The organism is Dulcicalothrix desertica PCC 7102 (assembly GCF_003991905.1).
In the GTDB taxonomy this organism is placed as follows: domain Bacteria; phylum Cyanobacteriota; class Cyanobacteriia; order Cyanobacteriales; family Nostocaceae; genus Dulcicalothrix; species Dulcicalothrix desertica.
In genome coordinates this window covers 115,985-140,760 of sequence record NZ_RSCL01000007.1, presented here as the reverse complement: position 1 = coordinate 140,760, position 24,776 = coordinate 115,985, and the positions used below count along the sequence as shown (strand labels likewise).

Annotated in this window: 26 protein-coding genes and 1 pseudogene; 16 read left to right on the top strand and 11 right to left on the bottom strand. The window is 38.4% G+C overall.

Translation table 11 applies throughout. The annotated features are described in order from the left end of the window. Nucleotides 1–222 precede the first annotated feature (222 nt). The 6 genes from crtW (at nucleotide 223) to DSM106972_RS53505 (ending at nucleotide 2,993) form a co-directional block, all read left to right on the top strand. Nucleotides 223–1,038 carry a beta-carotene ketolase CrtW gene (gene crtW, locus DSM106972_RS16300; RefSeq protein ID WP_127081686.1) on the top strand — a complete coding sequence of 272 codons (816 nt, stop codon included), beginning with the start codon at nucleotides 223–225 and terminating at the stop codon, nucleotides 1,036–1,038. A gap of 262 nt (nucleotides 1,039–1,300) precedes the next feature. After that, nucleotides 1,301–1,558 (top strand): hypothetical protein, encoded by a 258-nt coding sequence (locus DSM106972_RS53525; protein ID WP_233787086.1) that lies wholly within the window; start codon nucleotides 1,301–1,303, stop codon nucleotides 1,556–1,558. 49 nt (nucleotides 1,559–1,607) lie between these two features. Continuing rightward, on the top strand, nucleotides 1,608–1,748 hold the full coding sequence (locus DSM106972_RS55790; RefSeq protein WP_411675314.1) for a DEAD/DEAH box helicase family protein: 141 nt from the start codon (nucleotides 1,608–1,610) through the stop codon (nucleotides 1,746–1,748). Nucleotides 1,749–2,015: 267 nt separating this feature from the next. After that, nucleotides 2,016–2,306 (top strand): hypothetical protein, encoded by a 291-nt coding sequence (locus DSM106972_RS53515; RefSeq protein WP_233787087.1) that lies wholly within the window; start codon nucleotides 2,016–2,018, stop codon nucleotides 2,304–2,306. After that, nucleotides 2,296–2,619: a hypothetical protein gene (locus DSM106972_RS53510; RefSeq protein ID WP_233787088.1), complete on the top strand. Its 324-nt coding sequence runs from the start codon at nucleotides 2,296–2,298 to the stop codon at nucleotides 2,617–2,619. The genes DSM106972_RS53515 and DSM106972_RS53510 overlap by 11 nt, the downstream gene beginning before the upstream one ends. Beyond that, on the top strand, nucleotides 2,586–2,993 hold the full coding sequence (locus DSM106972_RS53505) for a type I restriction-modification enzyme R subunit C-terminal domain-containing protein (RefSeq protein WP_233787089.1): 408 nt from the start codon (nucleotides 2,586–2,588) through the stop codon (nucleotides 2,991–2,993). The genes DSM106972_RS53510 and DSM106972_RS53505 overlap by 34 nt, the downstream gene beginning before the upstream one ends. 56 nt (nucleotides 2,994–3,049) lie before the next feature. On the opposite strand, the gene DSM106972_RS16285 is transcribed toward DSM106972_RS53505, so the two are convergent. After that, a complete protein-coding gene (locus DSM106972_RS16285) occupies nucleotides 3,050–4,174 on the bottom strand; it encodes a DUF3800 domain-containing protein (protein WP_127081685.1) in 1,125 nt (374 codons plus the stop codon). Between the two features lie 606 nt (nucleotides 4,175–4,780). Between DSM106972_RS16285 and fosX the strand changes: the two genes are divergently transcribed. After that, on the top strand, nucleotides 4,781–5,182 hold the full coding sequence (gene fosX / locus DSM106972_RS16280; protein WP_127081684.1) for a FosX/FosE/FosI family fosfomycin resistance hydrolase: 402 nt from the start codon (nucleotides 4,781–4,783) through the stop codon (nucleotides 5,180–5,182). 61 nt (nucleotides 5,183–5,243) lie between these two features. Here fosX and DSM106972_RS16275 read toward each other — a convergent pair whose 3' ends face one another. The 5 genes and pseudogenes from DSM106972_RS16275 to DSM106972_RS55785 form a co-directional block, all read right to left on the bottom strand. Then, the gene (locus tag DSM106972_RS16275; RefSeq protein WP_127081683.1) at nucleotides 5,244–6,095 is read right to left on the bottom strand and encodes a HEAT repeat domain-containing protein; all 852 of its coding nucleotides are present in this window, start codon (nucleotides 6,093–6,095) and stop codon (nucleotides 5,244–5,246) included. Nucleotides 6,096–6,111: 16 nt separating this feature from the next. Further along, complete coding sequence (locus tag DSM106972_RS16270) at nucleotides 6,112–6,744, bottom strand: restriction endonuclease subunit R (protein ID WP_127081682.1); 633 nt, start codon at nucleotides 6,742–6,744, stop codon at nucleotides 6,112–6,114. Nucleotides 6,745–6,877: 133 nt separating this feature from the next. Beyond that, on the bottom strand, nucleotides 6,878–7,156 hold the full coding sequence (locus DSM106972_RS53500) for a hypothetical protein (RefSeq protein WP_233787090.1): 279 nt from the start codon (nucleotides 7,154–7,156) through the stop codon (nucleotides 6,878–6,880). Beyond that, nucleotides 7,149–7,472 carry a hypothetical protein gene (locus tag DSM106972_RS53495; protein WP_233787091.1) on the bottom strand — a complete coding sequence of 108 codons (324 nt, stop codon included), beginning with the start codon at nucleotides 7,470–7,472 and terminating at the stop codon, nucleotides 7,149–7,151. Before DSM106972_RS53495 ends, DSM106972_RS53500 begins: the two co-directional genes overlap by 8 nt. Nucleotides 7,473–7,477: 5 nt before the next feature. Next, nucleotides 7,478–8,729, bottom strand: a pseudogene (locus DSM106972_RS55785) (AAA family ATPase); the annotation flags it as partial. Between the two features lie 225 nt (nucleotides 8,730–8,954). Between DSM106972_RS55785 and DSM106972_RS16255 the strand changes: the two are divergent. Next, complete coding sequence (locus tag DSM106972_RS16255; protein ID WP_127081681.1) at nucleotides 8,955–12,167, top strand: HEAT repeat domain-containing protein; 3,213 nt, start codon at nucleotides 8,955–8,957, stop codon at nucleotides 12,165–12,167. On the opposite strand, the gene DSM106972_RS16250 is transcribed toward DSM106972_RS16255, so the two are convergent. Further along, nucleotides 12,164–12,478, bottom strand: a complete 315-nt coding sequence (locus DSM106972_RS16250) for a hypothetical protein (RefSeq protein WP_127081680.1) — start codon at nucleotides 12,476–12,478, stop codon at nucleotides 12,164–12,166. The two genes, DSM106972_RS16255 and DSM106972_RS16250, sit on opposite strands and share 4 nt — an antisense overlap. A gap of 467 nt (nucleotides 12,479–12,945) precedes the next feature. Between DSM106972_RS16250 and DSM106972_RS16245 the strand changes: the two genes are divergently transcribed. The 6 genes from DSM106972_RS16245 (at nucleotide 12,946) to minE (ending at nucleotide 17,984) form a co-directional block, all read left to right on the top strand. Then, the gene (locus tag DSM106972_RS16245) at nucleotides 12,946–13,611 is read left to right on the top strand and encodes a hypothetical protein (RefSeq protein WP_127081679.1); all 666 of its coding nucleotides are present in this window, start codon (nucleotides 12,946–12,948) and stop codon (nucleotides 13,609–13,611) included. A gap of 7 nt (nucleotides 13,612–13,618) precedes the next feature. Beyond that, nucleotides 13,619–14,935, top strand: a complete 1,317-nt coding sequence (locus tag DSM106972_RS16240) for a four-carbon acid sugar kinase family protein (RefSeq protein ID WP_127081678.1) — start codon at nucleotides 13,619–13,621, stop codon at nucleotides 14,933–14,935. Nucleotides 14,936–14,958: 23 nt separating this feature from the next. Beyond that, nucleotides 14,959–15,294: a hypothetical protein gene (locus DSM106972_RS16235; protein ID WP_127081677.1), complete on the top strand. Its 336-nt coding sequence runs from the start codon at nucleotides 14,959–14,961 to the stop codon at nucleotides 15,292–15,294. A gap of 361 nt (nucleotides 15,295–15,655) precedes the next feature. After that, complete coding sequence (gene minC, locus DSM106972_RS16230; RefSeq protein WP_127081908.1) at nucleotides 15,656–16,717, top strand: septum site-determining protein MinC; 1,062 nt, start codon at nucleotides 15,656–15,658, stop codon at nucleotides 16,715–16,717. A gap of 130 nt (nucleotides 16,718–16,847) precedes the next feature. Beyond that, nucleotides 16,848–17,654, top strand: coding sequence for a septum site-determining protein MinD (gene minD, locus DSM106972_RS16225; protein ID WP_019491362.1), 807 nt, complete (start codon nucleotides 16,848–16,850; stop codon nucleotides 17,652–17,654). 30 nt (nucleotides 17,655–17,684) lie between these two features. Continuing rightward, a complete protein-coding gene (gene minE, locus DSM106972_RS16220) occupies nucleotides 17,685–17,984 on the top strand; it encodes a cell division topological specificity factor MinE (protein WP_127081676.1) in 300 nt (99 codons plus the stop codon). Between the two features lie 65 nt (nucleotides 17,985–18,049). Here minE and DSM106972_RS16215 read toward each other — a convergent pair whose 3' ends face one another. Beyond that, nucleotides 18,050–18,199 (bottom strand): PsaJ protein, encoded by a 150-nt coding sequence (locus DSM106972_RS16215; RefSeq protein WP_127081675.1) that lies wholly within the window; start codon nucleotides 18,197–18,199, stop codon nucleotides 18,050–18,052. A gap of 305 nt (nucleotides 18,200–18,504) precedes the next feature. Here DSM106972_RS16215 and DSM106972_RS16210 point away from each other — a divergent pair, with 305 nt between their 5' ends. After that, complete coding sequence (locus DSM106972_RS16210) at nucleotides 18,505–19,752, top strand: CheR family methyltransferase (protein WP_186538411.1); 1,248 nt, start codon at nucleotides 18,505–18,507, stop codon at nucleotides 19,750–19,752. Between the two features lie 116 nt (nucleotides 19,753–19,868). After that, nucleotides 19,869–20,582: a rubrerythrin family protein gene (locus tag DSM106972_RS16205; RefSeq protein ID WP_127081674.1), complete on the top strand. Its 714-nt coding sequence runs from the start codon at nucleotides 19,869–19,871 to the stop codon at nucleotides 20,580–20,582. Nucleotides 20,583–20,686: 104 nt separating this feature from the next. Here DSM106972_RS16205 and DSM106972_RS16200 read toward each other — a convergent pair whose 3' ends face one another. From DSM106972_RS16200 to DSM106972_RS16190, 3 genes are read right to left on the bottom strand one after another with little or no spacing between them, the layout of a single operon-like run. Then, entirely contained in the window at nucleotides 20,687–24,193 is a 3,507-nt protein-coding gene (locus DSM106972_RS16200; RefSeq protein WP_233787892.1) for an ATP-binding protein, read from the bottom strand. Further along, nucleotides 24,163–24,504, bottom strand: coding sequence for a type II toxin-antitoxin system PemK/MazF family toxin (locus tag DSM106972_RS16195; RefSeq protein ID WP_127081672.1), 342 nt, complete (start codon nucleotides 24,502–24,504; stop codon nucleotides 24,163–24,165). The genes DSM106972_RS16200 and DSM106972_RS16195 overlap by 31 nt, the downstream gene beginning before the upstream one ends. Continuing rightward, nucleotides 24,504–24,761, bottom strand: coding sequence for a hypothetical protein (locus DSM106972_RS16190; RefSeq protein ID WP_127081671.1), 258 nt, complete (start codon nucleotides 24,759–24,761; stop codon nucleotides 24,504–24,506). Before DSM106972_RS16190 ends, DSM106972_RS16195 begins: the two co-directional genes overlap by 1 nt. Between the last annotated feature and the right edge of the window lie 15 nt (nucleotides 24,762–24,776).

Genomic DNA, 24,776 nt, shown 5'->3' with positions numbered 1-24,776 from the left:
GAACCTTTTATTTCGGTTATATGTCATTAGTTACAATTCTTAACAAGAAGCCGATTATATGTTAATATTTGTAAAGTGGCATGTACGTCAGCGTATGTATAAACTCAAAAGTATATACAAGTTTATTGATAAACAATTTTTATAAGTTTCATTGTATTCAATTATCCAACGTTACTTTAATCACTGTTTTTATTTTTAAATCAGTGATTATTTTATTGTGTCATGGCTAAATTTTATGAATTATCGTCAGCTAAACTAGGTGTTCACGTGCTAGAAACTACAAAATATTCAAATTCCCAAATTGAACCTCTTCCAGACACAGGAACATTGACATATAAATCATTGTTAATTCCTATATCTATAATAATTACTTGGGCAGTGAGCTTAGTTTATTTATTATCGATAGATATACACACACTCAATCCTTTTAGTTTTGTCGCTGCTATTTTGTGGCAAACCTTTATTTATACAGGTTTATTTATTACGGCACATGATGCCATGCATGGGTCAGTTTTAACGAGCAACGTTAAAATCAATCACTTTATTGGTTCATTATGCTTAATACTCTACGGTTGTTTATCATATAAAAAACTTCTCAAAAAACATCATCAACACCATAAATACCCAGCAAGTGAGTTAGACCCAGACTTTCATGATGGTCAGCGCAAAAACTTTTTCGCTTGGTACTCATATTTCATGAAGCGCTACTGGAGTTGGCGCCAAATAATTATATTAATGGTCATCTTCAACGTTATTACTCGTACACTTCACATTCCAGAAGAAAACTTGAGATATTTTTGGGTTATTCCTCCCATTTTAAGTTCACTACAATTATTTTACTTTGGTACGTTTGAACCACATCGTGAACCAGTAAACGGTTACAAACAACCGCATCGTTCACATACTATTGGGCGCCCAGCATGGTTATCGTTTATTACCTGCTATCACTTTGGCTACCACGAAGAACATCACGAATATCCACAGTATCCTTGGTGGCGCCTGCCCAAAGTATATCAGTATAGACGCACAGTCGCGTAGGTTGGGTAAAGGCAATAGTAACCCAACATCAGGAAAATATACTTATGCTTGTGTAGCTTTTTTTAGATGCGATATGCAAATTAACTCTGGTTTCTGAGTTTTTTATAAGCATTAGCACAGTACGTTGTGAGGTTTTCATTTATCCGGGTTGTGGCAGTATAATCTACCCGCAACCCTTTTTGTAAGGGCGCCGTCAGGATTTAATCACAGCGTTTTTGGGACAACAAGCTTACACTAAGCTAACGCTCACGACAAAGTACTGATGTGTACGGCGCCATTGATCTTCGCGTTGCGTTATAGTCGCGGTTATATAGTTAGAGGTAATGAGATATTACCAGGTGCCCCGTGGGGTGAGTATAAAGTGCCGTTTGTATTTGCGACAAATGGGCGCCCGTTTTTAAGACAGTTGGAAACTAAAAGCGGTATATGGTTTTGTGATGTACGCAAACCGTCGAATATTCGCCGTTCCCTGAGTACATTGGTATTCACCACAGGGTTTACAAGATTTATTAGCTGTTGATACGGAAGCTGCACATCAGAAGTTACAGGAAGAAGGTTTTAATTATAATTTGACGCTGCGTGACTACCAAATTAAGGCTATACTCTTAGTAAAAGCTGCATTGTCAGATGATGCTAGAAAAATATTAATTGCAATGGCAACCGGGACGGGTAAAACTAAAACTACCATTTGCCCTTGTATAATATGGTAGCGTTGAAGATGATGCCGTTATTAAAATAACGGGCGCCGCAGATAAACCATTACAATTAATTAGACGCTTTAGAAACGAACAAAATCCTAAAATAGCCGTTACTGTAGACTTACTCACCACCGGGATAGATGTTCCAGCTATATGTAATGCGCGTGTTTATTCGTCGTGTTAATTCCCGGATATTGTACGAACAAATGTTTTGTTGGGCGACACGAAGATGTGATGATATAGGTAAAGAAGTATGCGCGAATATATGACGCTGTAAATTTGTACGAAGCATTGAAAGATGTTTCGACAATGAAACCTGTTGCGGTAAGACCGAATATTAGTTTTACTCAATTGGTAGAAGAGATTATTACTTTTGTTGATACTAATACTGTTGTTGACCAGCTTATTGCTAAATTGTGGCGCCGGATTAATGTTTCTAACCTCTCCCCTAACCCCTCTCCTGCGAGGAGAGGGGAAAATGCGAAGGTTGGTGAAGAAGGTGTAATATATCAAACTAATAATGATGATATTAAACGACGATTAGAAATATCGCTACTGAATGCCATTTGAGGAATTAATAAACTACTGGCGCCAATCTTCACCGCAGCAACTCAAAGAATGGTTTAACCAACGTAAAGGAATAGCGACTATATTAGACGCTAAGGATGGAGGTAGAAAGACTGTACTTATATCTCGACATGCTGATGAACTGAGACGGGTAAAAAGAGGTTATGGTGGCGCCCAAAAACCCGAAGATTATCTAGATAGCTTTACAGCATTCCTGCGGGATAACCTTAATGAAATACCAGCTTTAATAGTAGTTACAAGGGCGTCCACGGGAACTTACGCTTGGCACAACTTAAAGAACTACGCTTACTATTAGATGCATCTGGTTACACTGAACGTAACTTACAAGTAGCTTGGCGAGAAGCAACCAATGAGGATATAGCAGCAAGTATTATTGGTTTTATTCGCAAAGCTGCTATTGGTGATGCTTTAGTACCTTATGAAGAAAGAGTGGATAAGGCTCGGAGGAAGATTATGGGAATGCAAAGCTGGGCGGCGCCTCAGCGTAAATGGTTGGAGAGGATAGGTAAACAGTTGAAGAAAGAAACTATTGTTGATAGGGAAGCACTTGACCAAGGAGAGTTTAAAACCCAAGGTGGTGGTTTCCAAAGGTTGAATAAGACGTTTAATGGACAATTGGAGAATATATTGGTGCAGATAAATAAGGAGTTGTGGAAAGATGTTGGGTGATTATGTGTTTGTGTTGAGGGCGCCTGCCTTGGCTGGGTAAGCAGACCTCGAAATATCTATTTATTTCTCATTTGAGATAATAGTTTTAATTTTGACTTTTCTTCAAAACTGTCTATTGAGTGTAAAAAAGCAAAGTTTTTACTCTCAGATTTTTTGATTAAATCTAAGTATATATCAAGGGTTTCTAATTGATAAGTACTCAAATTTTGAATGCTGCTCTCAATATCTGCTGGTGAGTTTGTGTTAATGAAGAATGAAAATTTCCCTACCAAACCTATAAAAATATCTGAAGCTTGAATGTATAAATTATCTTTTGAGTTTTCAAAAGAATAAGATTGTAATACCTTATCTCCATCTTTAAAAACGAATTTGCTTAATAGACTTTCAATTGAATCTTCTTTGTCAAAGATATGAGTGGAGTTCTTAAACAAGTAAATAGGTCTTGAGTAGAAATCTGAGAAGTTCTTTAAGAGAATGTAATCTTCTTCGTCCATTATGAATGGCAAGGATTCTTCTTTTTTAGATTCCTTAAGAATTTGTTTTAATGATGTTAGCCCAATATGAAACTCAATTGTATCTTCATAGTCTTCAAATAGGTCAAGAAGTGCATCTATAAAAGGTAAGACAGACTCTTTTTTGATATTAGGATACTCAAAACTATAAAATAGATTTACAACCGAGTCTATTTCTAGTTTAGCAAGTTTGTAAAGATTATCTTTTAAAAAATTTGAAAAATCAAGCCCTAATTGTGTAGCAGCTTCCGAATTTACTAAGGCAGAATCCACTATGTCAACCATAGAATAATATAATAAATTAATGTTAGAGTAATGAATATAAATATTATTTTCTAATAAATATATTAAAAAATAATTCAGCTTCTGCGATTTTAGACAAGACAGAAAGTCTCCTTTGGCTAAATATTTTAATTTTACTTCCTGTATTGATCTTTGAAGATTTAGTGAACTAAATAATTTGCTAATATCCGGCTTAGACTCATGATAAACCACACCACCGAGGACAAAGTTTGATTTAAATGAAGAGTTGAAATCCCTTTCCTTTACATAAAATTTTCTAATGTTGTTTGTTTCATCATAGTAAAAGGTAAAGGCTGAGTCGAAATCAGCATTTGGTACTAGTAGTTTATGAAAATATCGGATTTGATTTACGTCAAAATGTGCCATATAAATAAAACCTCGTAATGTTACGCCTGACTAGTTTCTCTACGGAAAATTTTTGTTTATCATACTAATTGATTAAGATAGAGAAAGGATTACAAGCATTTTTATGATAATATCAATAATTTTTCCGCATATGGTCAATATTTAACTATAGTTATACATAATATCTCCGCATAACTACAGTTTGCTAAACATTACTTAATAATGAGAATCAATTTCTTAAGGGGAGGCGCAAGTTTTACTTACCACTCTCCTTGGTCTTTAGATTATTATTGTTCTAATACTGGTTTATTTATATAATTGGGTACATTGACATTCATTACAGTTACTTTTACCTGTCATGAATGCACGCTCAACAGGCACCGTTGTATATTAATTTTCGGTGGTGCTATTTCATGTCATACCCTTAAAGCATCAAGTTGCCTTAACATCATAGATATAGCATTCCTAGATGATATGTAAAAATTATATCCACGTAGAGACGCGATTAATCGCGTCTCTACAACGTGCGTAAACCGGAGGTTTTCCCGAAGGGAATTTTACAAATGATTTAGGACTGCTATATAATCAGTCAATCATGTTCAATTTTAATATTGATGGGATTTGGGAATGATTCAAGGAATTAGCCATTTAACATTTATTGTCAAAGATTTGCAGAAAATGACAAACTTCTTAAAGTATATATTTGACGCTGAAGAAGTTTATTCTAGTGAAGAGAAAACTTTTTCTATATCAAGAGAAAAGTTTTTTGTTATAAATGGCTTGTGGGTTGCCATTATGGAAGGAGAGCCTTTAACAGAAAGAACTTATAATCATATAGCATTTAAAATTAACGAAGAAGATTTTGAAATGTATGAAAAACGAATTAAAAATCTTGGAGTAGATGTTAATGTTGGTCGAAGTCGCGTTGAAGGTGAGGGAAATTCTTTATACTTTTACGACTATGATAATCATTTGTTTGAATTGCATACAGGAACTTTGAAACAGCGTTTACAAAAGTATTGTTTATAGAGGTTGGAGCAAGTTGGTTGAGGAAGTAGAGTAAAGAAAGTATGGGGTATATAAACTATTCTTAAATACTGACTATAGTTGCTTGGGTCATATCCAGAATAAATATTTCAAGTTCAGTTACAGAATATTGCGTTAACTTCTTGGTATACAAGTGATTTGTAAATGCACTCGATATACCAGTAAAACAAAATGCTGGTTTATACTGCCGTTCTAGGTCTTTACGTTTCTTTTTGCGCTCTGCTCTCTGTAAATTATATGTCGAGCTACGAAATTGTAATAATTGATACTCATACTCTGCCTCTGACTGAATAAGAATATTTGAATCTTGTCGCAGTTGCTCAGTAAACCTTAATTTGCTTTGAAATAATTCATCTTTTACCTGTGGATCATCACCAACAAACTCAGATAGCACAGCGAGAACCGCCCACCGAGTCATGTAAACTTGACTAGTCATCATTGAGTCAAGAAGTTCCCAGAAATTTTCGGCGCCAAGCCAACCCATCTCACCTATTAATCTAGGTAGTAGAATTGGGTCAGTGTCTCGATATATATTAAAGGCTTGATTCAATACTCTAGTACTGCTATAGCTACAAGCTTTGCCCAACGTATACACTACTTGCTTACGGGTAAAATGGTTTGGAGAAAAAAGAAGTTGTTCAAGATTTTTAACAATTAAAGACTCTGGATAACCTTTTACAAACTTCTCACGATTATGATGTCGAGAACCTAGAATTAGCAGTTCTCGAATGAAGAGACAAGTTGAGCCAATAATTTCATTATCCCCTGATTGTAAAAGTTTATTGATGATATCGCATAGCTCTGTGTCAGATACCGAGTTAACAATTGCAGCTAAATAATCTACATCTTGTAAGTGACTAAGGTAATGCAATATTTTACTTTCTATAGTTTCCATCGTTATATACTATTTGTTACACATCCGACGCTGTAAATAATTGACCAAAACGCTTTAATATTCTTAAAACCGTGTATAAGTCATCACCGCGTCTGATTGTAAATTCATCGGATAAAGCATAAACAGGCTGCTCTTGCTGTATCAATTTAATAAAAATAAAGTTACCACCATTTGTGACTAAACCAAGTAAATTTTTATCTGGTCTTAAATTAGCTAGCATATATAATAATGCTTGCGGGATACCTATTTCTAAAGAAAATCCTGCTTGTTTAGATTCAATAACTAAAACCCATAGTTGGTCTTGTAATACTAAGACATCGATTTTTCCTCGAATGGTTACTTCTCCATCTTCGGCAGTAATTTCAACTGATTCTTCGCTATCTGTATAAAAAGGTTCCAAGTAGAAACCTGCATAATTTAATAAGGGTGATAATATTGCCATCTTGACCATATTTTCAAGCATGGGACGTTTAACCAAGTTTAAATAACTTGCTTTTACTCTGTCTAATTCCTGTTTTTCGTAGTCTGTAAGTTCCGGTAAGTCCTGTTGCCATTCATTAAACCACTGTGGAGAATCTATGAACTTCAATTTAAACTTTTTCTCTAAGTCGTATAATTTGACTTTTTCAGCTTGAATTATTGTCACCATTTTCACGCCTCTTAATTATAATTATTCTACTTACTATACTTTATCGGCGCCACTTTCCATGCAATACCAACAAACCCAAGGTGCTATCGACCAACTCGACCAATCTATACTAGCGTAACCCGAAGCGCTAACGTTACGAAAAATATTGGCGCCACTTATGCTCCCTGCTGTTTTTTAATAGCACGGCAATAAGTGGCGCCCTTTTTTCTAAACCTTGCAAAGTAATATCTCCATCCAAATATAATTGATACCATGATTGACGCTGCCGCAATACCCGCTCATCATCCTGCAACCGTAACCGCTCTAGTGTAAATTGTGCCTTTTTACGTTGTTGGGGAGGAACTTTATCTGTTAACACTAATTGTAGAGAAGGCAATAAAACTTCAAACCAGTCTTCCCCTAAATCACGCATGGTCAAGTACTTGGTCGTCAAGAGTGCCTTTTGTACTATTAATCCAAGCAGAAGCAAAGCGTAAATTACTCCATTCATAAGCTAAACTACGATAATTGTCACGGCTTAAAAAATGGTCTACTGTACCAACTGGTTCATACATTACTGAATAGCCACAAAGATTTTTGAAACCATCGGCTAAAATACTTTTAAATGGCGACCAATAATCCTTAGTTCCTTTTTTTGGGTCTGGATTTTTTAATAGCCAAGCATTTCCTGGTTGCCGCACTTGTTTATCAAAATCAGGCGGTTCCGGTGGAGGGTTAAATGGTATCATCTACGTTATACCCCTGATAAATCAGAATTTTTTCTTTCTGATGTTACTATCCAACGAGGCCAAAATTGGTCGTGCCCAGGTAAAACTCTTAGCAGTTCTTGATGTATTTGTGCTTGTGTTCTCAAGTTTTCGGGGAAAGCGCTCATATCTGAGTCGCGCATCCACGCTTCTGCTGCTTCAATAGCAATTTCAGCTTCTTGAGAACGCGCTTGTTTTAACCCAAAAATTTCTGAGGTTAACCATCCTACTGTATCTCCTTGTTTTGACCAAGGTATTTCATCTAGGGTAACTTCTCTATTCTCTAATTTAAATAAAAATAATCTATCTTCTGATTCTTTAAAATTTGGTTCTAAGGAAGCAAGTACTAGTGGAGAATGGGTAGTTATTAAAGCTTGTATGTTAATATTGTTTTGTAAATCACATGCTACATCTAAAATAGCTGGTAAAATTACTCTTTGCCAGCGAGAATGCAGGTGAGATTCTACTTCATCTATTAGTAAAACTATGTGATTTAGTGGGTCTTGCTGTCGCAGTTCTGAAGCTTTTGTATGCTCGCTCCCTTGTCCAAACAAGTAAATAAGCAAGTCCCAAAATGCGTTTCATTCCGGCAGAAGCTTGAGTTACAGGTACATTACCATAAGGAAGGTTAACTGTAGGGATATCGCGTACATCTTCTACAGAAACCCGTGTTGGTTCTCCAATTTCTATCCATTCCGATGGATGAGGCGCCAGTTTTTTGATAACGTTAGAAAATAATTTAAATGGATATTTTGATGGCTGATTTTGCCATGTAATCCAATCTTGAATTAGACCGTTACAAACTACTTTACCTCTTAATCTCAAACCATTCCAAAGGGTATCTGGATTAAAGTTATAAGCATTATCCCGTTGACGTGCGGGGTCAAATACTGAAAATCCGCCATCAACGCGAACATAAATAACCAAACCTTTTGATAAGTGATCTGTTGACCAACTCCCCTGCCATTTTTGTTCAGAAAAATTAAAGTGACTGTCAAAGTCTATTTCTGGAAAAATTATTCCCCAATTTTTTGTATCAATCTTAGAGATAATTTTTGGCACTTCCGTAGTATGACTTTGTGGATAAGCAGGTTGGTCTAACCAATTTCCAGTTAGTACCCACCAAGCGACATCAAGTAAAAAGCTTTTGCCTAAACCGTTATCGCCCGTAAATATATTTAGTCTATCAGTAAATTCAACATCAAAGTGACTAGATAAACCAACTTGTTGGAGGTGAAGTTATTTTAACATTTAACTACTACCCTTACCTTCTGTTTTAATCAATATTAACTTAAAGTGGCAGTATCAATTTGCGTGCAACCCTTTTCTATGTCTTTTAAGACGGCGCCTTTATCGCAACGAAAAGCGCAACCCATCCCACAACAATACGAAAATTTACACTGTGCATTCAAGCATATAAAAGCTTATAACGGATAAGTAAGCACAAACTTACTCCATACAAATATGACTATTGAGCAACTTCTTCAGCAACTAGAACCTCTAACCTATCAAGACAGAGTGCGTCGTATGATAGAACTTGGGCGCCAATCAAAAACCGATGTTCAAGCAAACGATGTTTTAGACGCTTTAGAAAAAGGTGATTTTTCTGACCGTATTCTTGCTCTACACTCTTGTTATGGAAGTTATGATGGCGCCAGAGCGTTGCGTGCTTTTGGTGATGTTTCACAGGGAGTGCGTTCTCTAGCAATGCGGTTGCTGGTTTTAGTTGCCTCGGACACGCAAGTAGAAGTTGCTCTTAATAATGCTACATTCAAACAACGTCGTTGTTTACTCAAACGGTTATTAAGGCGCCGTCGTCAAAGTTGTATCGATACCTTTATCAACCAGCTAGCTAATACAGATAATGATGATAAGTTTGGTCGGTTATTGCCATATGCTTCATCTGAAGTTGTTGAACGTTATATAGAAGCAGCTATCGACCTTTACGGAATTCATGAATGGTACGTTTTGGCACGCTTGCATCCGCAAATTGTTAGTGAGTTGCTACGAAACCAAGCTCAGGCAAACAGTGGTTATGACCCCAGACTAGTAACCCATGTAAATGCAGTTTTACCCGTACTTTCTGAACTTTTCTCAGAAACAGCGCTTTCTATCTGTCGTGTGGTATCTCCTACTATTCCATTATCAAAGCTAAATTTACAACCTTTAGCCGAGCGTTGCCCAAAACTTGTTGCTGATTTAATTTTAAATTCAGACGATACAGCTAAAGTCAGCTTTGACAAAGTTGCTCACAAGTTAGAAACACAGCAACTTATTGCACTAATTAATACACGCAAAAATACAATAAACCAACAATATATATTACATTTACTGGCGCCGCAGCAGCGAGAAATCCTCTACAATACTTTTGCAAACAGTTGGCGTAACAGTGAAGGTTGTTTAACAGCAGAAATTATCTCATATTTACCCCGTCACATTCGTGATCTTGAAGCACGATATCATTTAAATTTACCAGCACTTATTACTGCTCCATATCAACGTCTACCGTATGCAGCTTTCCTACCCAGTGAGGATGCGCGTGCGTTTTTGGATGTGTTTATTCGTGACCCAGACTCTGAATTACGCAAACTCGCACTTTCTACACTAGTTTCCGCAACTCGTTATAATCGTTCCTATACTTCTGAGATTCTCAATATTGTAAAACAGAGGCGTAACGAACAAGACCCCATACGCGGCGCCATGATAGGAGAACTATCTGCTTTACCTCCAAGTATTTGGCATTCTCAGCATTTAGAAGATTTAAGTCAAATTATTAACGATGCTCTTAACGCTGCTGACTTATCTCACACTACAGCCCGCACAACCGAACGTTTGGTTATTCAAATTTTACCATTCCATCCAGCTTGGTCTGCACAGCAACTAGCTTTTTTCGTACAGCAACGGGGACAAGTTAGTTTTTATAACTTAGGTGAAAGGCTTGCTGATAACGATATATTAAGAATTGCTCCCTCTCTACTTCCGGTACTACAATCTTGGCAAACACGCGAACGTGAAAGTAATATTATTAGTGCTGCACGAAGTATTGGGCGCCGTTTAAAAGTATTTGATGGTTTAGTTGAAATATTAGAGCATATAATCAAGGATACGAAAAACAATTCGGTTGCATCCCAAGCACTTGATTTAATCGCAAAACATCGACGAGATAAGTTAAACGAACTTATTCCTGAACTATTACAGCAAGACCCCAGTTGGATAACTCAATACACAGTTTACGATTTTTTACATCGGCGCCGTCAAGATTTAATCACACCATTTTTAGGACAACAAGCTTACACTGGTCGTTTCAGCACTGGCAAAACTCGTTATATACTGCCTTTAACAAAGGGGTTTTATCGTTGGACAACACAACAGCAAGAAATTTTCCAAAAAACCCTTGAGGAAATAACTCAAGATAATGACCGCGATATTCCAACTTTAATACGTGTCGTCAATCAACTTGCTGCATTGCCAGCAGTACAACCCACAAGGTTACTAGAATTAACAAATCAAGATAATTCAAAAATAGCCGTTCGCGATGCTGCATTACAAGCACTTCCACATTTAGATATTCCTCACGGTATTCCCATACTTATCGAAGCAATGAACGATGACCGCGCGCGTATTGCTATTTATGCGCTGCGGAGTATACTTTTACAAATGCCAGAAAACCAAGCATTACAAACCCTACGCGCAATACCTTTAAATAAAGTCACCGTTGCCAAAGAAGTAGTACGCTTATTAGGTGAGTTATCTTCAGAAGAAGCATATACTGAATTACTTAGTTGGAATGAACGTAATTTACACCGTGACGTGCGCGTAGCGTTTTTACGAGCATTATGGAGTCATTTAGAACGCTCCGACACATGGTTAATATTATTTAGCGCCGCAACTTCATCGGATACAGCTATAGCAAAAGCAGTTGGGCGCCTTCCTACAGATAGACTCTCACAAAATGCTCAACGGCAACTATTAGAATTACTTTCAATACTATTAACCCACCCTGACCCCCTAGTTCGTATGAACGTACTTGAACGCTGTCGTGATTTACCTGTTAATGATAGTGAGCAAATACTTTTACCAACTCTACTACAAAAGATAAATTCGCCTTTATTTCAAGAATCATCGGCTGCAATACATGCAGTATTTACCACCTACAAAAATTCTGCTGATATAATTGGCACCACTGTTAAAAGCGTAATATCTAACCGTCGCACTTTACTAGATATAGGAAGGCATCTTTCACGCACACTATCATGGGAACGACAACAGATGTTACCAACAGCGCGCGCTATTATTAAAGCTATGCGAGAAGACCCGCTAACTGTGACTTTACAAGTTAGTTTAGCAGTATACGCTTTACCTTGGGAAGAACTAGCAACATTCTTTCAACAGCTAGCTCTGGAAGGGAAAATGCACTATGAAGTTTTATTTAGAGCAGTACAAGCTCTAGAAAAAATTACTAGTAGAAATGATATAAATGAGCTAGTAAATTTAGAAGAACTGTTGGCGCCAAGCGATGATGAAAAGTTACGTCGTATTGCACTTACAGCACTAATTACTCAATCAAAAGTTCAGGGTTGGAACGATGAACTGAAACAGAGATTATATGCATTTCGCAATGACCCTTCCACAATGGTTGCTGAAAAAGCACAATTTACTTTATTGTTTGATACTTAATTTATAACAACTCCTAATTCAATAAATTTGGCTTTCACATCCTCCTGATTATTACCACAATAGTAATATTTTTTATCAACGAGATTAGCCAGATAATACCCCAGCTTACCACCATTAATCCTAAATAGCTCTGTAACAACTGATGCTTTAGTGGCGCCAAACATACCTTCAATGTCTGAAATATCAGATATGGAAAAATTAGTAGGATTAAAGAAAACCTCTACTTTCTGAAAAAACCACATTAGTTTAGAATTTTTTACACCACGTCTAATTACTCTGTACCCAAGCGGATAAATTAAATGTGTTTTCATTTGCTACACTCCTAAAATTTTTATACCATGAATAATCCCCCCTAGCCCCCCCGCGATTTCGGGGGGGGACAAGAGGTACTTTTAGCATTAAAAATTTATCTAACTTTCCTCTCTGTGTTCTCTGTGACCTATGGTAAAAATATTTACCATAAAGTTGATGAAGATACAGGCAGGGATGCCTGTTCTACAAGATTACTGAAATTAATATATACAAGGATATTACTAACCATCCGTTACATCCGTTATATCCGTTGCCAATGTTCACGAAATAATGTTTTTGCTCTTGTAGTCTCTTAATAGATGCGACATGCTAACCAACGTATATCGCATTCCTACAGTACGTAAGTTGATTAAGGTGCATTTTCCTCATGCATCCAAGCATTCTACCTGGGTTGTGAATGGAGTTAACCTCTATACGCAACCTTTTTTCCATTTAGAATTAAGTGTGCTACATAAGGAAAATTATCGTGGAAACAGACTTACTTGGTTTAGAAATTAGTAAGGGGGAACTCAGACGTTTAACAGGGTTTGACCCAGATGAGGTGTTTCGACCCTCAATAATGCGCGATAAAAAGAAGCGCTTAGGATTTATTGGCAACGAGCTAATGGTAGCTTTAGCGTTAACCCCCCTAATAGTCGGATTTATTTATGCTTTTCTAATATTACCTACCATCGGTACATCTATACCGTTGGGATTGGCTTTGATAATTATTGTACCAATAGTTGTACTAATTACACGCTGGTTTTGGCGCCTAAAAACATGTCCAAAAGTGGTAACAGTGCTTTTAGATGAAGTCGATAGATACCATGCAGTAATCCAATCAATTTATATAAACGATCAACTAGCAACGTCAGGAAACAAAACTTCACATATCGAAGACCGGGAAAAAGTAATCTCAGGACTACAGCTAATTCGCGAAGATTTGGTACGGGCATTAAAAACTGAACGTATTTTGCGGGATAATAAAGAACTGCTTGCCAATAATCAAGAATTATCTATAAATAATTTATCTAACCTGCAAGCTTTGCAAGTTAGCACAGAAGCGAGCGAATATGCTCAAGTTCTTAATCAATCATTACAGATTGCTATCGACGTGCAAGCAGAAATTAGAAAACTACAGTCGCAGCGTTGAGTAAAAAATGACAACCTTACCTAAAATAATTGTTCTCGATGATGACCCAACGGGTTCGCAAACTGTCCACAGTTGCCTTCTTTTGATGCGCTGGGATGTGGGCACTTTACGTCTTGGTTTGCGCGATGATTCACCGATATTTTTTGTGTTAACGAATACTCGTTCTTTAACTCCCGAAGCTGCTGCTGAGGTTACAAAAGAAGTTTGTCATAATCTTAAAATTGCCATTGAGGCAGAAAATATTGAAGATTTTTTAGTCGTCAGTCGTTCTGATTCTACATTACGGGGACATTACCCTATCGAAACTGACGTTATTGCCTCTGAACTTGGCCCCTTTGATGCTCACTTTTTAGTGCCTGCGTTTTTTGAAGGTGGTCGCATTACTCGTGAAAGTATACATTATTTGATTATTGATGGAGTTCCGACTCCAGTACATGAAACCGAATTTGCGCGCGATTCGGTATTTGCTTATAGTTATAGTTATTTACCCAAGTATGCTGAAGAAAAAACCAAGGGTAAAATACCAGCAGATTCTGTAGAAAGGTTTTTACTATCTGATATTCGTGCGGGTAGTAAAGAGCGCTTAATGAATCTTCATAATAATCAATGCTGTGTTGTCGATGGTGAAACTCAAGCTGACTTAGACAAGTTTGCCCAAGATATTTTATCCGCAGCAAGTCAGGGAAAACGCTTTTTGTTTCGCAGTGCTGCCAGTATATTAACCGCACTCGCAGCTTTACCACCCCAACCAATCGGCGCCCAAGATATGGCACAGTATGTACGTGGAGGTAAACCCGGTGCTGTTATTGTCGGGTCACATGTAAAAAAAACAACTCAGCAATTAGAAAAATTATTACAAGCTGAAGGTATTACTGGGATTGAAATAGATGTCGCAAAGTTAATTAATAATGGAAACGAAGCGGCACTTTTGTCTGATACGCTCAAAACTATAGGCGCCGTACATTCAGAAGGCAAAACTCCTGTAATATATACTAGTCGTACTGAACTGACTTTCCCTGACGTTAAAACTCGATTAGACTTTGGCGCCAAAGTTTCCAATTTACTAATGGATATAGTCAGGGGGCTACCTTCCGATATAGGATTTTTAATTAGTAAAGGTGGAATTACGTCAAATGATGTTCTAAGTAATGGTTTAGCTTTAACATCCGCACGGTTACTTGGTCAAATATTGGCAGGTTGCTCAATGGTGACAACTCCAAACGACCATCCACGTTACCCAAATCTACCAGTTGTGTTGTTTCCTGGTAATGTTGGTGATGACTCAGCTTTGGCTACAGTTTATCAAAGACTTACCAAAATCTAAAGAAACCAGGTTTCTACGCCAAATTGTCATTTTTATTACAATACCTTAAAAAGAAACCTGGTTTCTCAGGCGCCTTTAAAAATCTACAGAAACCAGGTTTCTATGGCAAATTGTCATTTTTATTACAACACCTTAAAAAGAAACCTGGTTTCTCAGGCGCCTTTAAAAATCTCCAGAAACCAGGTTTCTATGGCAAATTGTCATTTTTATTACAATACCTCAAAAAGAAACCTGGTTTCTCAGGCGCCTTTAAAAATCTACAGAAACCAGGTTTCTATGGCAAATTGTCATTTTTATTACAATACCTCAAAAAGAAACCTGGTTTCTACTATGCTAGTAGCAGGATGCCTCGAAGTTAAATAGAAGTGTTTTTTGGCTGGTGTTAATATGACTTATGATTCTGCTACTCCTAATTTAGAATCAAATTCTAATAATTTTGAACCAGCACAAGTATATCAAAAGGAATTTGATGAAGATATAAATCCGGTTCTCCCAGAAGCAGAACTAAATACTGTGCTGCATTTTATTTCTAGTCCAACTATTGATGACGGTAATCACTTTATCTCTAGTTTGGCAAATCCTGAAACACTTGTAGCTTCTGACTACGAACAAAAGTTAGAAGATCAGGGCATTGTTGTGGAAACAAGTATTCCAACATACCTGTCTACCCCAGTTGCTGAGTATAAAGTAGATTCACTACTTGATGATAGAGAGGTAAGGATGACGAGCGACGTAAATTCTGATGTTGTTTATAATACACAAATACCATTAGAAACAGAACAACAACAATTAGATACTCCCTCTCAAAATATAACAATAGTAGAACCCGAATTACCTGCCGAAGACCTTCCTATTACAGTATTCGAGCAAAAACAATTACCTCCTCCTGGTAGTGAAGAAGTTGTGCAAGCAGATAGTACCGAAGAAAAATCGGAATTACCTGTTGAAAAGACTGCTGAAGAAAGTATTATTTCAAACTTGAATCTCGATGAAGATATTACATCGTTAGATTCGTTACCAAAACCTGTTCCCAATCGTAATGTTCAGGTACAGTTTAAAACCGAAGCCGAACGACTGGTAATAATTTTGCCCAACTCATCGCAAATAAGTATTAGTGAGTATAGTTGGTCAGAAATTTGGCAACAGCTTAAGCAGCGTTTAAATGGTGGAGACCGTTTGCGTGTAGCTAATACAAGTGTACATTTAGTTGCTGGTGATAGATTACTCGATGCGAGACAACTCCAAGAGCTTGCCGAATCTTTAAAAGAAGTAGAACTTCAATTAAAATCTGTAGCAACGAGTCGAAGGCAAACTGCTGTAGCTGCTGTGACTGCGGGTTATTCGGTGGAACAACTGCAACTGGCGCCTAAAATTTCTTTTTCGGAGGAGAAAAATGTTGTAACTCCTTCAGCAGAACCGCTATATATGGAGATGACAATCCGTTCGGGTGTAGAAATTCGTCATCCTGGTACTGTTATTATCTTGGGAGATGTTAATCCTGGTGGTATTGTAGTAGCTTCGGGCGATATTTTAGTTTGGGGTCGTCTTCGTGGAGTGGCTCATGCTGGTGCCGATGGCAACAGCGAATGTTTAATTATGGCGTTACAAATGGAACCAACACAGTTACGCATTGCCGATGCTGTGGCACGGGCGCCGGAAAAAGCACCAACACAATTTCATCCCGAAGTTGCATATGTTACATCAGGAGGTATTCGTATCGCCAAAGCTGGTGATTTTTCAAGATTGAGTAAGATTAGTCAACAGCCATTAAAAGTAGAATAATAAAAAAAGAAAAGGATAATCAACAGGTAAAAAATTAATACTTAATGATTATCCTTCGTGCTTCTTGTTTTATACTTCTTATTCATACTTCGGTATATTGTTTGAGTCTTAAATCGAGCGCGCTTTTATCATGACTCGGATTATTGTTATTACCTCCGGCAAAGGAGGAGTGGGTAAAACCACGGTTTCAGCTAATTTAGGGATGGCAATAGCCAAAATGGGACGACAAGTAGCACTCGTCGATGCTGACTTTGGGCTACGAAATCTCGATTTACTCCTTGGCTTGGAAAACCGTATTGTTTATACTGCGGTCGAGGTATTGGCACGTGAGTGTCGATTAGAACAAGCTTTGGTCAAAGACAAACGTCAACCAAATCTTGTACTTCTACCTGCTGCACAAAACCGTAGCAAAGAAGCAGTTACACCCGACCAAATGAAGTTGTTGGTGAATGCGCTAGCACAAAAGTATCAGTATGTAATTATTGATAGTCCTGCTGGTATTGAAAACGGATTTAAAAATGCCATAGCACCAGCAAAAGAAGCTTTAATCGTCACAACTCCAGAAATTTCTGCCGTCCGTGATGCTGACCGTGTGGTCGGGTTATTAGAAGCACAAGGCGTTAAGCGGGCACATTTGATTATCAATCGCATTCGTCCTGCAATGGTACGAGCAAATGATATGATGTCTGTACAGGATGTTCAGGAACTACTAGCAATTCCTTTAATTGGTGTAATCCCTGACGACGAGCGCGTAATTGTCTCGACTAATCGCGGTGAGCCTCTTGTGTTATCTGATACTCCATCCTTAGCTGCAACGGCGTTTGAAAACATCGTTCGTAGATTGGAAGGAGAAACCGTCGAGTTTCTTGACCTAGACTCGCAAAGCGAAAACATCTTTGCCCGACTCCGCAAGCTGTTGTGGACAAAGATTATTTAATACTTCCACCCTTGCACTTTCGCAGATGCAATGATTCTCGAATTTATAGAACGTCTTTTTTCCCGCAGTAACGATACCAGTCGCAGTGAAGTCAAACGTCGCCTGCAACTGGTAATTGCTCATGACCGTGCTGATTTGAGTCCTCAAATGATAGAGAAAATGCGACAAGAAATCCTTGAAATTGTTTGTCGCTACGTGGAAGTAGAAACCGAAGGCTTAGAATTCTCGCTCGAAAGCAATCAACGCACTACTGCTTTGATTGCTAATTTGCCTATCCGTAGAGTCAAAGACCCCACTTCTGAAGAAGAAGCCAGTAGCGAGAAAGTTTAAATTAATTCTAAAATTTCTTATTTTTAGCCCCCCTTATCAAGGGGGGTTGGGGGGATTAAACTTCTTTACGGTAAAGGATGAAACAAAAGGTCAGGAAAGAAGTTATTAAATACCGCCCAAATAGTAAAAGCTACTGATACCGATACTACTGCCAGAACAGGCGCCAAAGATAAATAGCGCGAAAAGAATGTTTTTTGTTCGTCTGTCTTTTGCATAAGTTTTCCTTTCTAATTCAATGCTTAAATTCAGTGTAATTATTTACACAAATCAAAAATATTTAAAGCATTAAATTAAGATAATTAATTTACAATATCTAGATTAGCTATTAAGTTTTGACGTTACCTCTAACTTCAGCCGTGAGTAAAAATATATTTATTGATTTTTTTGTATCTATAAATATATCTATCGTAAACTAGATAATAAGTCTTTAGAGTGAAGAATACTTTATTTCTACTAGCCTCACTGTCAAGTTGCGTTAGTCTTTAGGGAGAGTATAAAAAATGACGAAAGCTTTCTATTAATGATTACATCAATAGCTTCTAACCCAGACTTTGAAACTTTGTTGGACTACCTGAAGCAAAAGTGCGGTTGTGATTTGACTTTTTACAAGCGTGATTCATTGATGCGACGGTTTGAACGCCGGATGCAGGATTTAAAAATTGATAATTATACGAACTACTTACAATATTTGCAGGGACATACTGAAGAGTATACTTCCCTGCTCGACACCATCTTAATCAACTTCTCTGGTTTTTTTCGCAACCGTGATTGCTGGGATTATTTAGCTAGCACAATCATTCCTCAAATTATCAACAATAAAAAACCGCAAGAAAAAATTCGTGTTTGGAGCGCAGGTTGTGCTTACGGACAAGAAGTTTATACGTTGCTGATGTTATTGGTGGAAGCTTTGGGCATAGAGCAATATTTACAAAGAGTACAAATTTTTGCCACGGTTGTAGACAGTGCCGCACTCAAACTTGCGCGAAAAGGTAGTTACAGTCAAGACGAGGTAGTGGGAATTCCAATCGAGCTACTTTCTAAATACTTTGAGAAAAACGAAAAACGCTACATTTTTGACTCAAAACTACGCTCTACAATCGTTTTTGGGCGCCATAACCTGGCTGTTGATGCGCCAATGTCCAAAATAGACCTGCTGATGTGCCGCAACGTCTTAATCTATTTCCACTTTAAAACCCAAGCAGCTGTTTTTGTTCGCTTTCATTTTGCAATAACAGATAAAGGCTTTCTTTTTCTAGGTAATGCAGAAAACTCAACAAACAAAAAGATTTTTATCCCTGTTAGTTTAAAGCATCGTATTTTTGCTAAAGGGGAAAAGCTCACGTTAGAAGACCACCTATTGATACGAACTCAAACTTCTCGAACAAAAGTACTTGACCCTTTAAATATCCAAGTCTTTGTCTGGCAAAGAGCCTTTGAGAAAAGTCCATTTGCCCAGTTGGCAATTAATCTCAAAGGTTGCTTGATTTTAGCTAATGACCAAGCTAACGCGCTGTTTAGTTTGACTGACGGCGATTTAGGCGCCAAACTACAAAATCTACAGATAGGGCAAATAATAAAATCATCGACTTTGCTCAAACAGCTTTGGGATGAGCATCGCGCGCTCTACTTGCAAAATATAGAATGGGTAACTGAAATCGGTATCACTTATTTAGATATTCACATCAAACCAGTATTTAATGCAAGTGGTAAGCTCCTTGGCGCCAATCTCACTTTTGTTGATATCACCCATTACAAGCAGCCAGCGTAGGAACTGATTGCGATTTTTGTAAACAAGCGTTGGTTTTTCGGAGTAAACTAAAATAATATAGTTAAATCATAGTCATTACGATTATGATTTATTGTCAAATGCTGGGAAGTAAGGCTATGGACTTGACAAACTCGAATACCGCAAACAATTTGGCTGAAGCTTTTGGTGGGGAATCAATGGCTAATCGTAAATACCTATTCTTTGCGGAAGTGACACGTCATTTAGGTATGCATGAACTATCAAAGTTATTTCGTGAAACGGCACAGCAAGAAACGGAACATGCATTTGCCCATTTTAGATTAATGCATCCAGAGTTAGCTGTAACAGATGCTGCATCATTAACACCCGAACAGAAAAAAGCAATTGCTGCGCGTTGTTTGGAGCTAGCAATTGAGGGTGAGACATACGAGTATAGTGTTATGTACCCAGGTTTTGCAGAGCAAGCCCGCACAGACCGAGATGGAAGTGCAGTGGTTGAATTTGAAAAGCAGCAAGTTGAATCTGTAGAACATGCTCAAACATTTCGTAAAGCAGCACATAACTTTGGCTTGCTAACACATATTGAGAATCATCATGCTCAACAGTATAGTGAAGCATTACAAGCATTAGATGGAGCGGCGCCTGCTACTAAAGCTAAAACAGGAAACCCAGCAACGCAAAAATGGATTTGTCGTCAATGTTCAATGATATATGACCCAATAACAGGCGACCCAGACTCAGGTATTGCACCTGGTACACCGTTTGAAGCAATACCCGACGACTGGAAATGTCCAATTTGCGGCGCCCAGAAAAAGCTCTTTGTTATATACGAAGAAGCAGTGGCAGCATAATAAAGAATAGACATCGTGTAGAGACGTTACATGTAACGTCTCTACACGGGTTTCACGTGTTGCAATTTCCTTAACCGAGCAGTATTGGATACACTGTACATTCTTCAAAACGAGCAAAAGTGCTCTTCAGTAGCAGCATTTTTATCAGGTTCTATTTGAGCAAGTGGAAGCACTATAGTAAAAGTAGCTCCTTTTCCAACTCCGGCACTTGTTGCTTTTACAGTTCCTCCATGAAGCTCAATAATTTGTTTGACAATTGAAAGTCCCAACCCCAAACCACCTGCATTGCGTCTAATAGAAGAATCTTCCTGCCGGAAACGATCGAAAACGTAAGGCAAAAAATCAGGCTTGATGCCAATTCCTGTATCACTGACTGTAAGGGATACGCGCGAGTCTATCTTAGAAAGTGATACTTGTATCTTTCCGCCTTCAGGGGTAAATTTTATCGCATTGGAAAGAAGATTCCATACTACTTGTTGTAAGCGATTGGAGTCCCCTGTTATATAATCATTTAGGTCATCTATAACTGTTTGAAGTTGTATATTCTTTGCTTCCAAAGTCGGAAGGAAGGATTCGATAGCAGTTTCGATTACTGAGTTAAGATTAATTTCCTTAAAGTCGAGTCTAATTTTTCCCGATATTATGCTACTCATATCAAGTAGGTCTTCGATAATTTGCGCTTGCGCTAGTGAATTTCTTTCAATTACCTCAAGCCCTTTTTTGAATTCCGCAGGAACAGTCTTTTGCTTACGTAGAATTTTTGCCCAACCAAGGATCGAATTAAGCGGTGTCCTTAGTTCATGAGAAACGGTTGCTAAAAATTCATCTTTGAGGCGCCCAATTTGCTCGGCTTGTGCGCGGGCAACCTGCTCACTTTCTAAAAGTGCTTCACGGCGTGCCTCTAGCTCTTTACGCTCAGTAATATCACGTAAATTAACAGAAAGTCCATCGACAGAAGGATAAGCAAACACTTCCACCCAACGATTAGAAAAAGGGGATAATACTTCAAAGTACACAGCTACCTGCTCACGCATAGCTTTGTAATACTGCTCTTCAAAAGCACTTCCCTTGACCATCTCAAACTCTTCCCAAATAACTTTGCCAAGTAGCTCAGAGCGGTTTTTACCCAGATATTCTTCACATCGACTGTTTACATAAGTAAAACGCCACTCTCGGTCAAGCCCATAAAAAGCATCGGTTACTCTTTCAAGAATTGTTGCCCGAAGTTTCACTGCTTCAACTTCAATTCTTGAATTTGCAGCTTCCTGCCGTAACCGTGATGTTTCCAAAGTTGCTTTTACACGAGCCAAAAGCTCCCGCGCGCTAAAAGGTTTTATTAAATAATCGTCTGCTCCCGATAAAAGTCCCTCGACACGCGACTCTTCACCCGCGCGAGCCGAAAGCAGCACAATTGGTACACAATTAGTACGTTCATCTGAGCGCAACTGAGCAAGAAGACCAAAACCATCGAGTTTCGGCATCATCACATCACTTAGTACAATATCTGGCAAATGTTCACGAGCATATGCTAAGGCTGCTTCCCCATCTGCCACAGCAATAACTTCATATTGTGTACATAGAAGTTTTCGCACATACTCACGCATATCTGCATTATCGTCCGCCAGAAGCACTTTCGCTCGTGGTAGCTGTATTTGATTAAATTCTGCTTCTTCGATATCCTCTACATTATCTGTCAACCACCCAAGCGCTTCAGTAACAAATGCGTCTGACCGAATGTTTGTTTGGTTAAGTACACTCTCACGAATAAGCTCGTTATTTTTAAAATGTTGCTTACCGCATGGAATTGAGACAGTAAAAGTACTTCCTTGACCATACACACTTTGTACTTGTATGGCGCCACCATGAAGTTGTACTAGTTCTTGTACAAGCGCCAGTCCAATTCCAGTTCCTTCATGTGTTCGACCTTGCGTTTCCTCAATGCGGTAAAAGCGCTTAAACACATTTTCAATTTCAGACTCAGGAATACCACAACCTGTATCTTGAATCTGGAACTCAACGTTTTCCCCAACTATGTATTGTTTAACAGTAATGTGTCCAATTTGAGTAAACTTAAAAGCATTTGAGAGTAAATTAAGAACAATTTTCTCCCATTTATCTTGGTCTATATACACATGTTGTTTTAAAGGTGGACAATCAACTGTAAGCTGTAATCCTGCTTTCTCAATTGCTGACCGGAACACGCTTGCAAGGTCAGTAGTCAGTGCCGCTAAATCTGTAAGCTCATAAACAGCTTGCATTCGGTTAGCTTCGATGCGTGAAAAATCAAGAAGCGTGTTAACCAGTTTAAGTAACCTTAAACTATTACGATGAGCAATATTAATTCGCTCTCTTTGAGTTGGTGTAGTTTCTGGGTCTTGGAGAGCATCCGACAGTGGCCCCAACATCAACGTTAATGGAGTTCTAAACTCATGGCTAACGTTCGAGAAGAAAATAGTTTTTTCCCGGTCAAGTTCGGCGAGCTTCTGCGCGCGTTTGTGTTCTTCTTCGTAAGCTTGAGCATTTCGCAAAGCGACAGATACTTGACCTGCAAGTAGTTCGTAAAACGAAGTATACCCTTCATCAAGCGCGCGGTTAGGACTAATTCCAGCAATTATAACCCCAAGAGGCGCCGCAGTACCTGACGAAGCGATAGGCATTACAAGTGCTGCCTGGGTTGGCTCGTTCCAAGGCCCCCCTGGTAACAATTGATGCTGGTCTACATTTTCAATTAAAACAGTTTCACCTTTATAAGCTTGTCCAAGCGACCATATATCATCTTTTTGAGGCGCCGAGATATCAAAAGTAACCGGGATAATATGCTCGGAAGAAGCAACCCTTACCGTACTTTGAAGCGTGAGAGTTTTGCCATCAACAGAGCGAAGGTAAATTAGCGCAAACGGCACATCAAGCGGGTGTTCTGTTATCGCTTGAGCAACAGAGCGACACGTTGTTTCTACACTTTGTGTCTCACCAGCTTTAGATGCAAGGTCACGAAGCAATCTTAACCTGCGGGCGCCTAATACCTGCTGAGTCACCTCACTACAAACGCAGAACATGCCGACTACTTGCCCGTCAGAGTCCGACTCTGGAGCATGAGAAAGGCTAAAATAAGATTCTTCACGGTAGCCTGAGCGCTCCAAAACCAACATTTGTGCCTCAACCCAGTTTGCCACCCCCGTTGTCATTACTTCATCAATCATGGGACCGAGCGTATCCCACGCTTCAGCCAACGTAATTCTTATATCAGTACCGAGAGCAGCAGGGTGTTTATCACCGATAAGCTTTGAATAAGCATCATTATAAAACTGAATTAAATGAGGTCCCCATATCAAAACCATTGGGTAGCGTGAAGCCAAAAGCGTTTTAACAGTGCTTTTAAGACTTTGCGACCACGTTTCAACCGCACCAACAGGTGTACTATCCCAGTCGAAAGCACGCATACGCGCCCTCATCTCGCCTTGTCCTGGGAAAAAGTTTAATTGATGCTCATCGTTCATATAATATATTGGGGTGCGTTGCGCGCGTCGCGTTACTAACCAACATGTAACAATAGCTAAATAAATTATAATATCATAAAATGCTAACTTTCTGGAGGCTTTAACATTCTCCAAATTTCCATATCAACCTCTGCTAAATACTGTGGCTCTAACTCACCTATCTTTCTAATTATACGTTTTCTATCAATTGCCCTCATTTGAAATACCATTGCAACCGAAGCAACAGTTAAAGCATTAGCCTCGGAAGGTTCAATCCTAACTGTAAATGAAAATCGCAAGGCAGCTAATGATGATGTGAGCGGAACTATCATCAGCATTGGAGAAGTTTCAACATCTGTTTGTACTGCAATAGATGGACGATTTCCTTTTTCTTCACGTCCATCAGACTCTGGCAAACCAACTATAAGAATATCTCCTCTTGCCATTAATTCTCATCTCCAATTTCCGAAGTATTACCATCTAGTGATGCTAAAGTCTCTTCCATCGCTAGCCAATCCTCATCGCTTGCTGCCTCCCAAGCTTTAATTTCCTCGGCTAGCTCTGGAGGCATTTGCACTAGTAGAGGAGTTAGCAACGCTGTAACTTCACCGCTTATAGAATTACCATGCTCTTTCGCCTGCTCGGCAAGTAATTGATACAGTTCAACAGGCAATGTAATTTGAGTATCAATAGTTTTAGTCATGTGTAACAAGTTACG

Bases quoted from the DNA above. Each gene is read 5' to 3' on its own strand.
- DSM106972_RS16255 (WP_127081681.1), top strand. From the start codon at position 8,955: ATGACTATTGAGCAACTTCTTCAGCAACTAGAACCTCTAACCTATCAA.
- DSM106972_RS16240 (WP_127081678.1), top strand. From the start codon at position 13,619: ATGACAACCTTACCTAAAATAATTGTTCTCGATGATGACCCAACGGGT.
- DSM106972_RS16190 (WP_127081671.1), bottom strand. From the start codon at position 24,761: ATGACTAAAACTATTGATACTCAAATTACATTGCCTGTTGAACTGTAT.
- minE (WP_127081676.1), top strand. From the start codon at position 17,685: ATGATTCTCGAATTTATAGAACGTCTTTTTTCCCGCAGTAACGATACC.
- DSM106972_RS16270 (WP_127081682.1), bottom strand. From the start codon at position 6,744: ATGGTGACAATAATTCAAGCTGAAAAAGTCAAATTATACGACTTAGAG.
- DSM106972_RS16205 (WP_127081674.1), top strand. From the start codon at position 19,869: ATGGACTTGACAAACTCGAATACCGCAAACAATTTGGCTGAAGCTTTT.
- DSM106972_RS53500 (WP_233787090.1), bottom strand. From the start codon at position 7,156: ATGCGTGATTTAGGGGAAGACTGGTTTGAAGTTTTATTGCCTTCTCTA.
- DSM106972_RS53525 (WP_233787086.1), top strand. From the start codon at position 1,301: ATGTGTACGGCGCCATTGATCTTCGCGTTGCGTTATAGTCGCGGTTAT.
- DSM106972_RS16250 (WP_127081680.1), bottom strand. From the start codon at position 12,478: ATGAAAACACATTTAATTTATCCGCTTGGGTACAGAGTAATTAGACGT.
- DSM106972_RS16210 (WP_186538411.1), top strand. From the start codon at position 18,505: ATGATTACATCAATAGCTTCTAACCCAGACTTTGAAACTTTGTTGGAC.
- DSM106972_RS53510 (WP_233787088.1), top strand. From the start codon at position 2,296: ATGCCATTTGAGGAATTAATAAACTACTGGCGCCAATCTTCACCGCAG.
- DSM106972_RS16275 (WP_127081683.1), bottom strand. From the start codon at position 6,095: ATGGAAACTATAGAAAGTAAAATATTGCATTACCTTAGTCACTTACAA.
- DSM106972_RS53495 (WP_233787091.1), bottom strand. From the start codon at position 7,472: ATGATACCATTTAACCCTCCACCGGAACCGCCTGATTTTGATAAACAA.
- DSM106972_RS16195 (WP_127081672.1), bottom strand. From the start codon at position 24,504: ATGGCAAGAGGAGATATTCTTATAGTTGGTTTGCCAGAGTCTGATGGA.
- DSM106972_RS16215 (WP_127081675.1), bottom strand. From the start codon at position 18,199: ATGCAAAAGACAGACGAACAAAAAACATTCTTTTCGCGCTATTTATCT.
- minD (WP_019491362.1), top strand. From the start codon at position 16,848: ATGACTCGGATTATTGTTATTACCTCCGGCAAAGGAGGAGTGGGTAAA.
- fosX (WP_127081684.1), top strand. From the start codon at position 4,781: ATGATTCAAGGAATTAGCCATTTAACATTTATTGTCAAAGATTTGCAG.
- DSM106972_RS16285 (WP_127081685.1), bottom strand. From the start codon at position 4,174: ATGGCACATTTTGACGTAAATCAAATCCGATATTTTCATAAACTACTA.
- minC (WP_127081908.1), top strand. From the start codon at position 15,656: ATGACGAGCGACGTAAATTCTGATGTTGTTTATAATACACAAATACCA.
- crtW (WP_127081686.1), top strand. From the start codon at position 223: ATGGCTAAATTTTATGAATTATCGTCAGCTAAACTAGGTGTTCACGTG.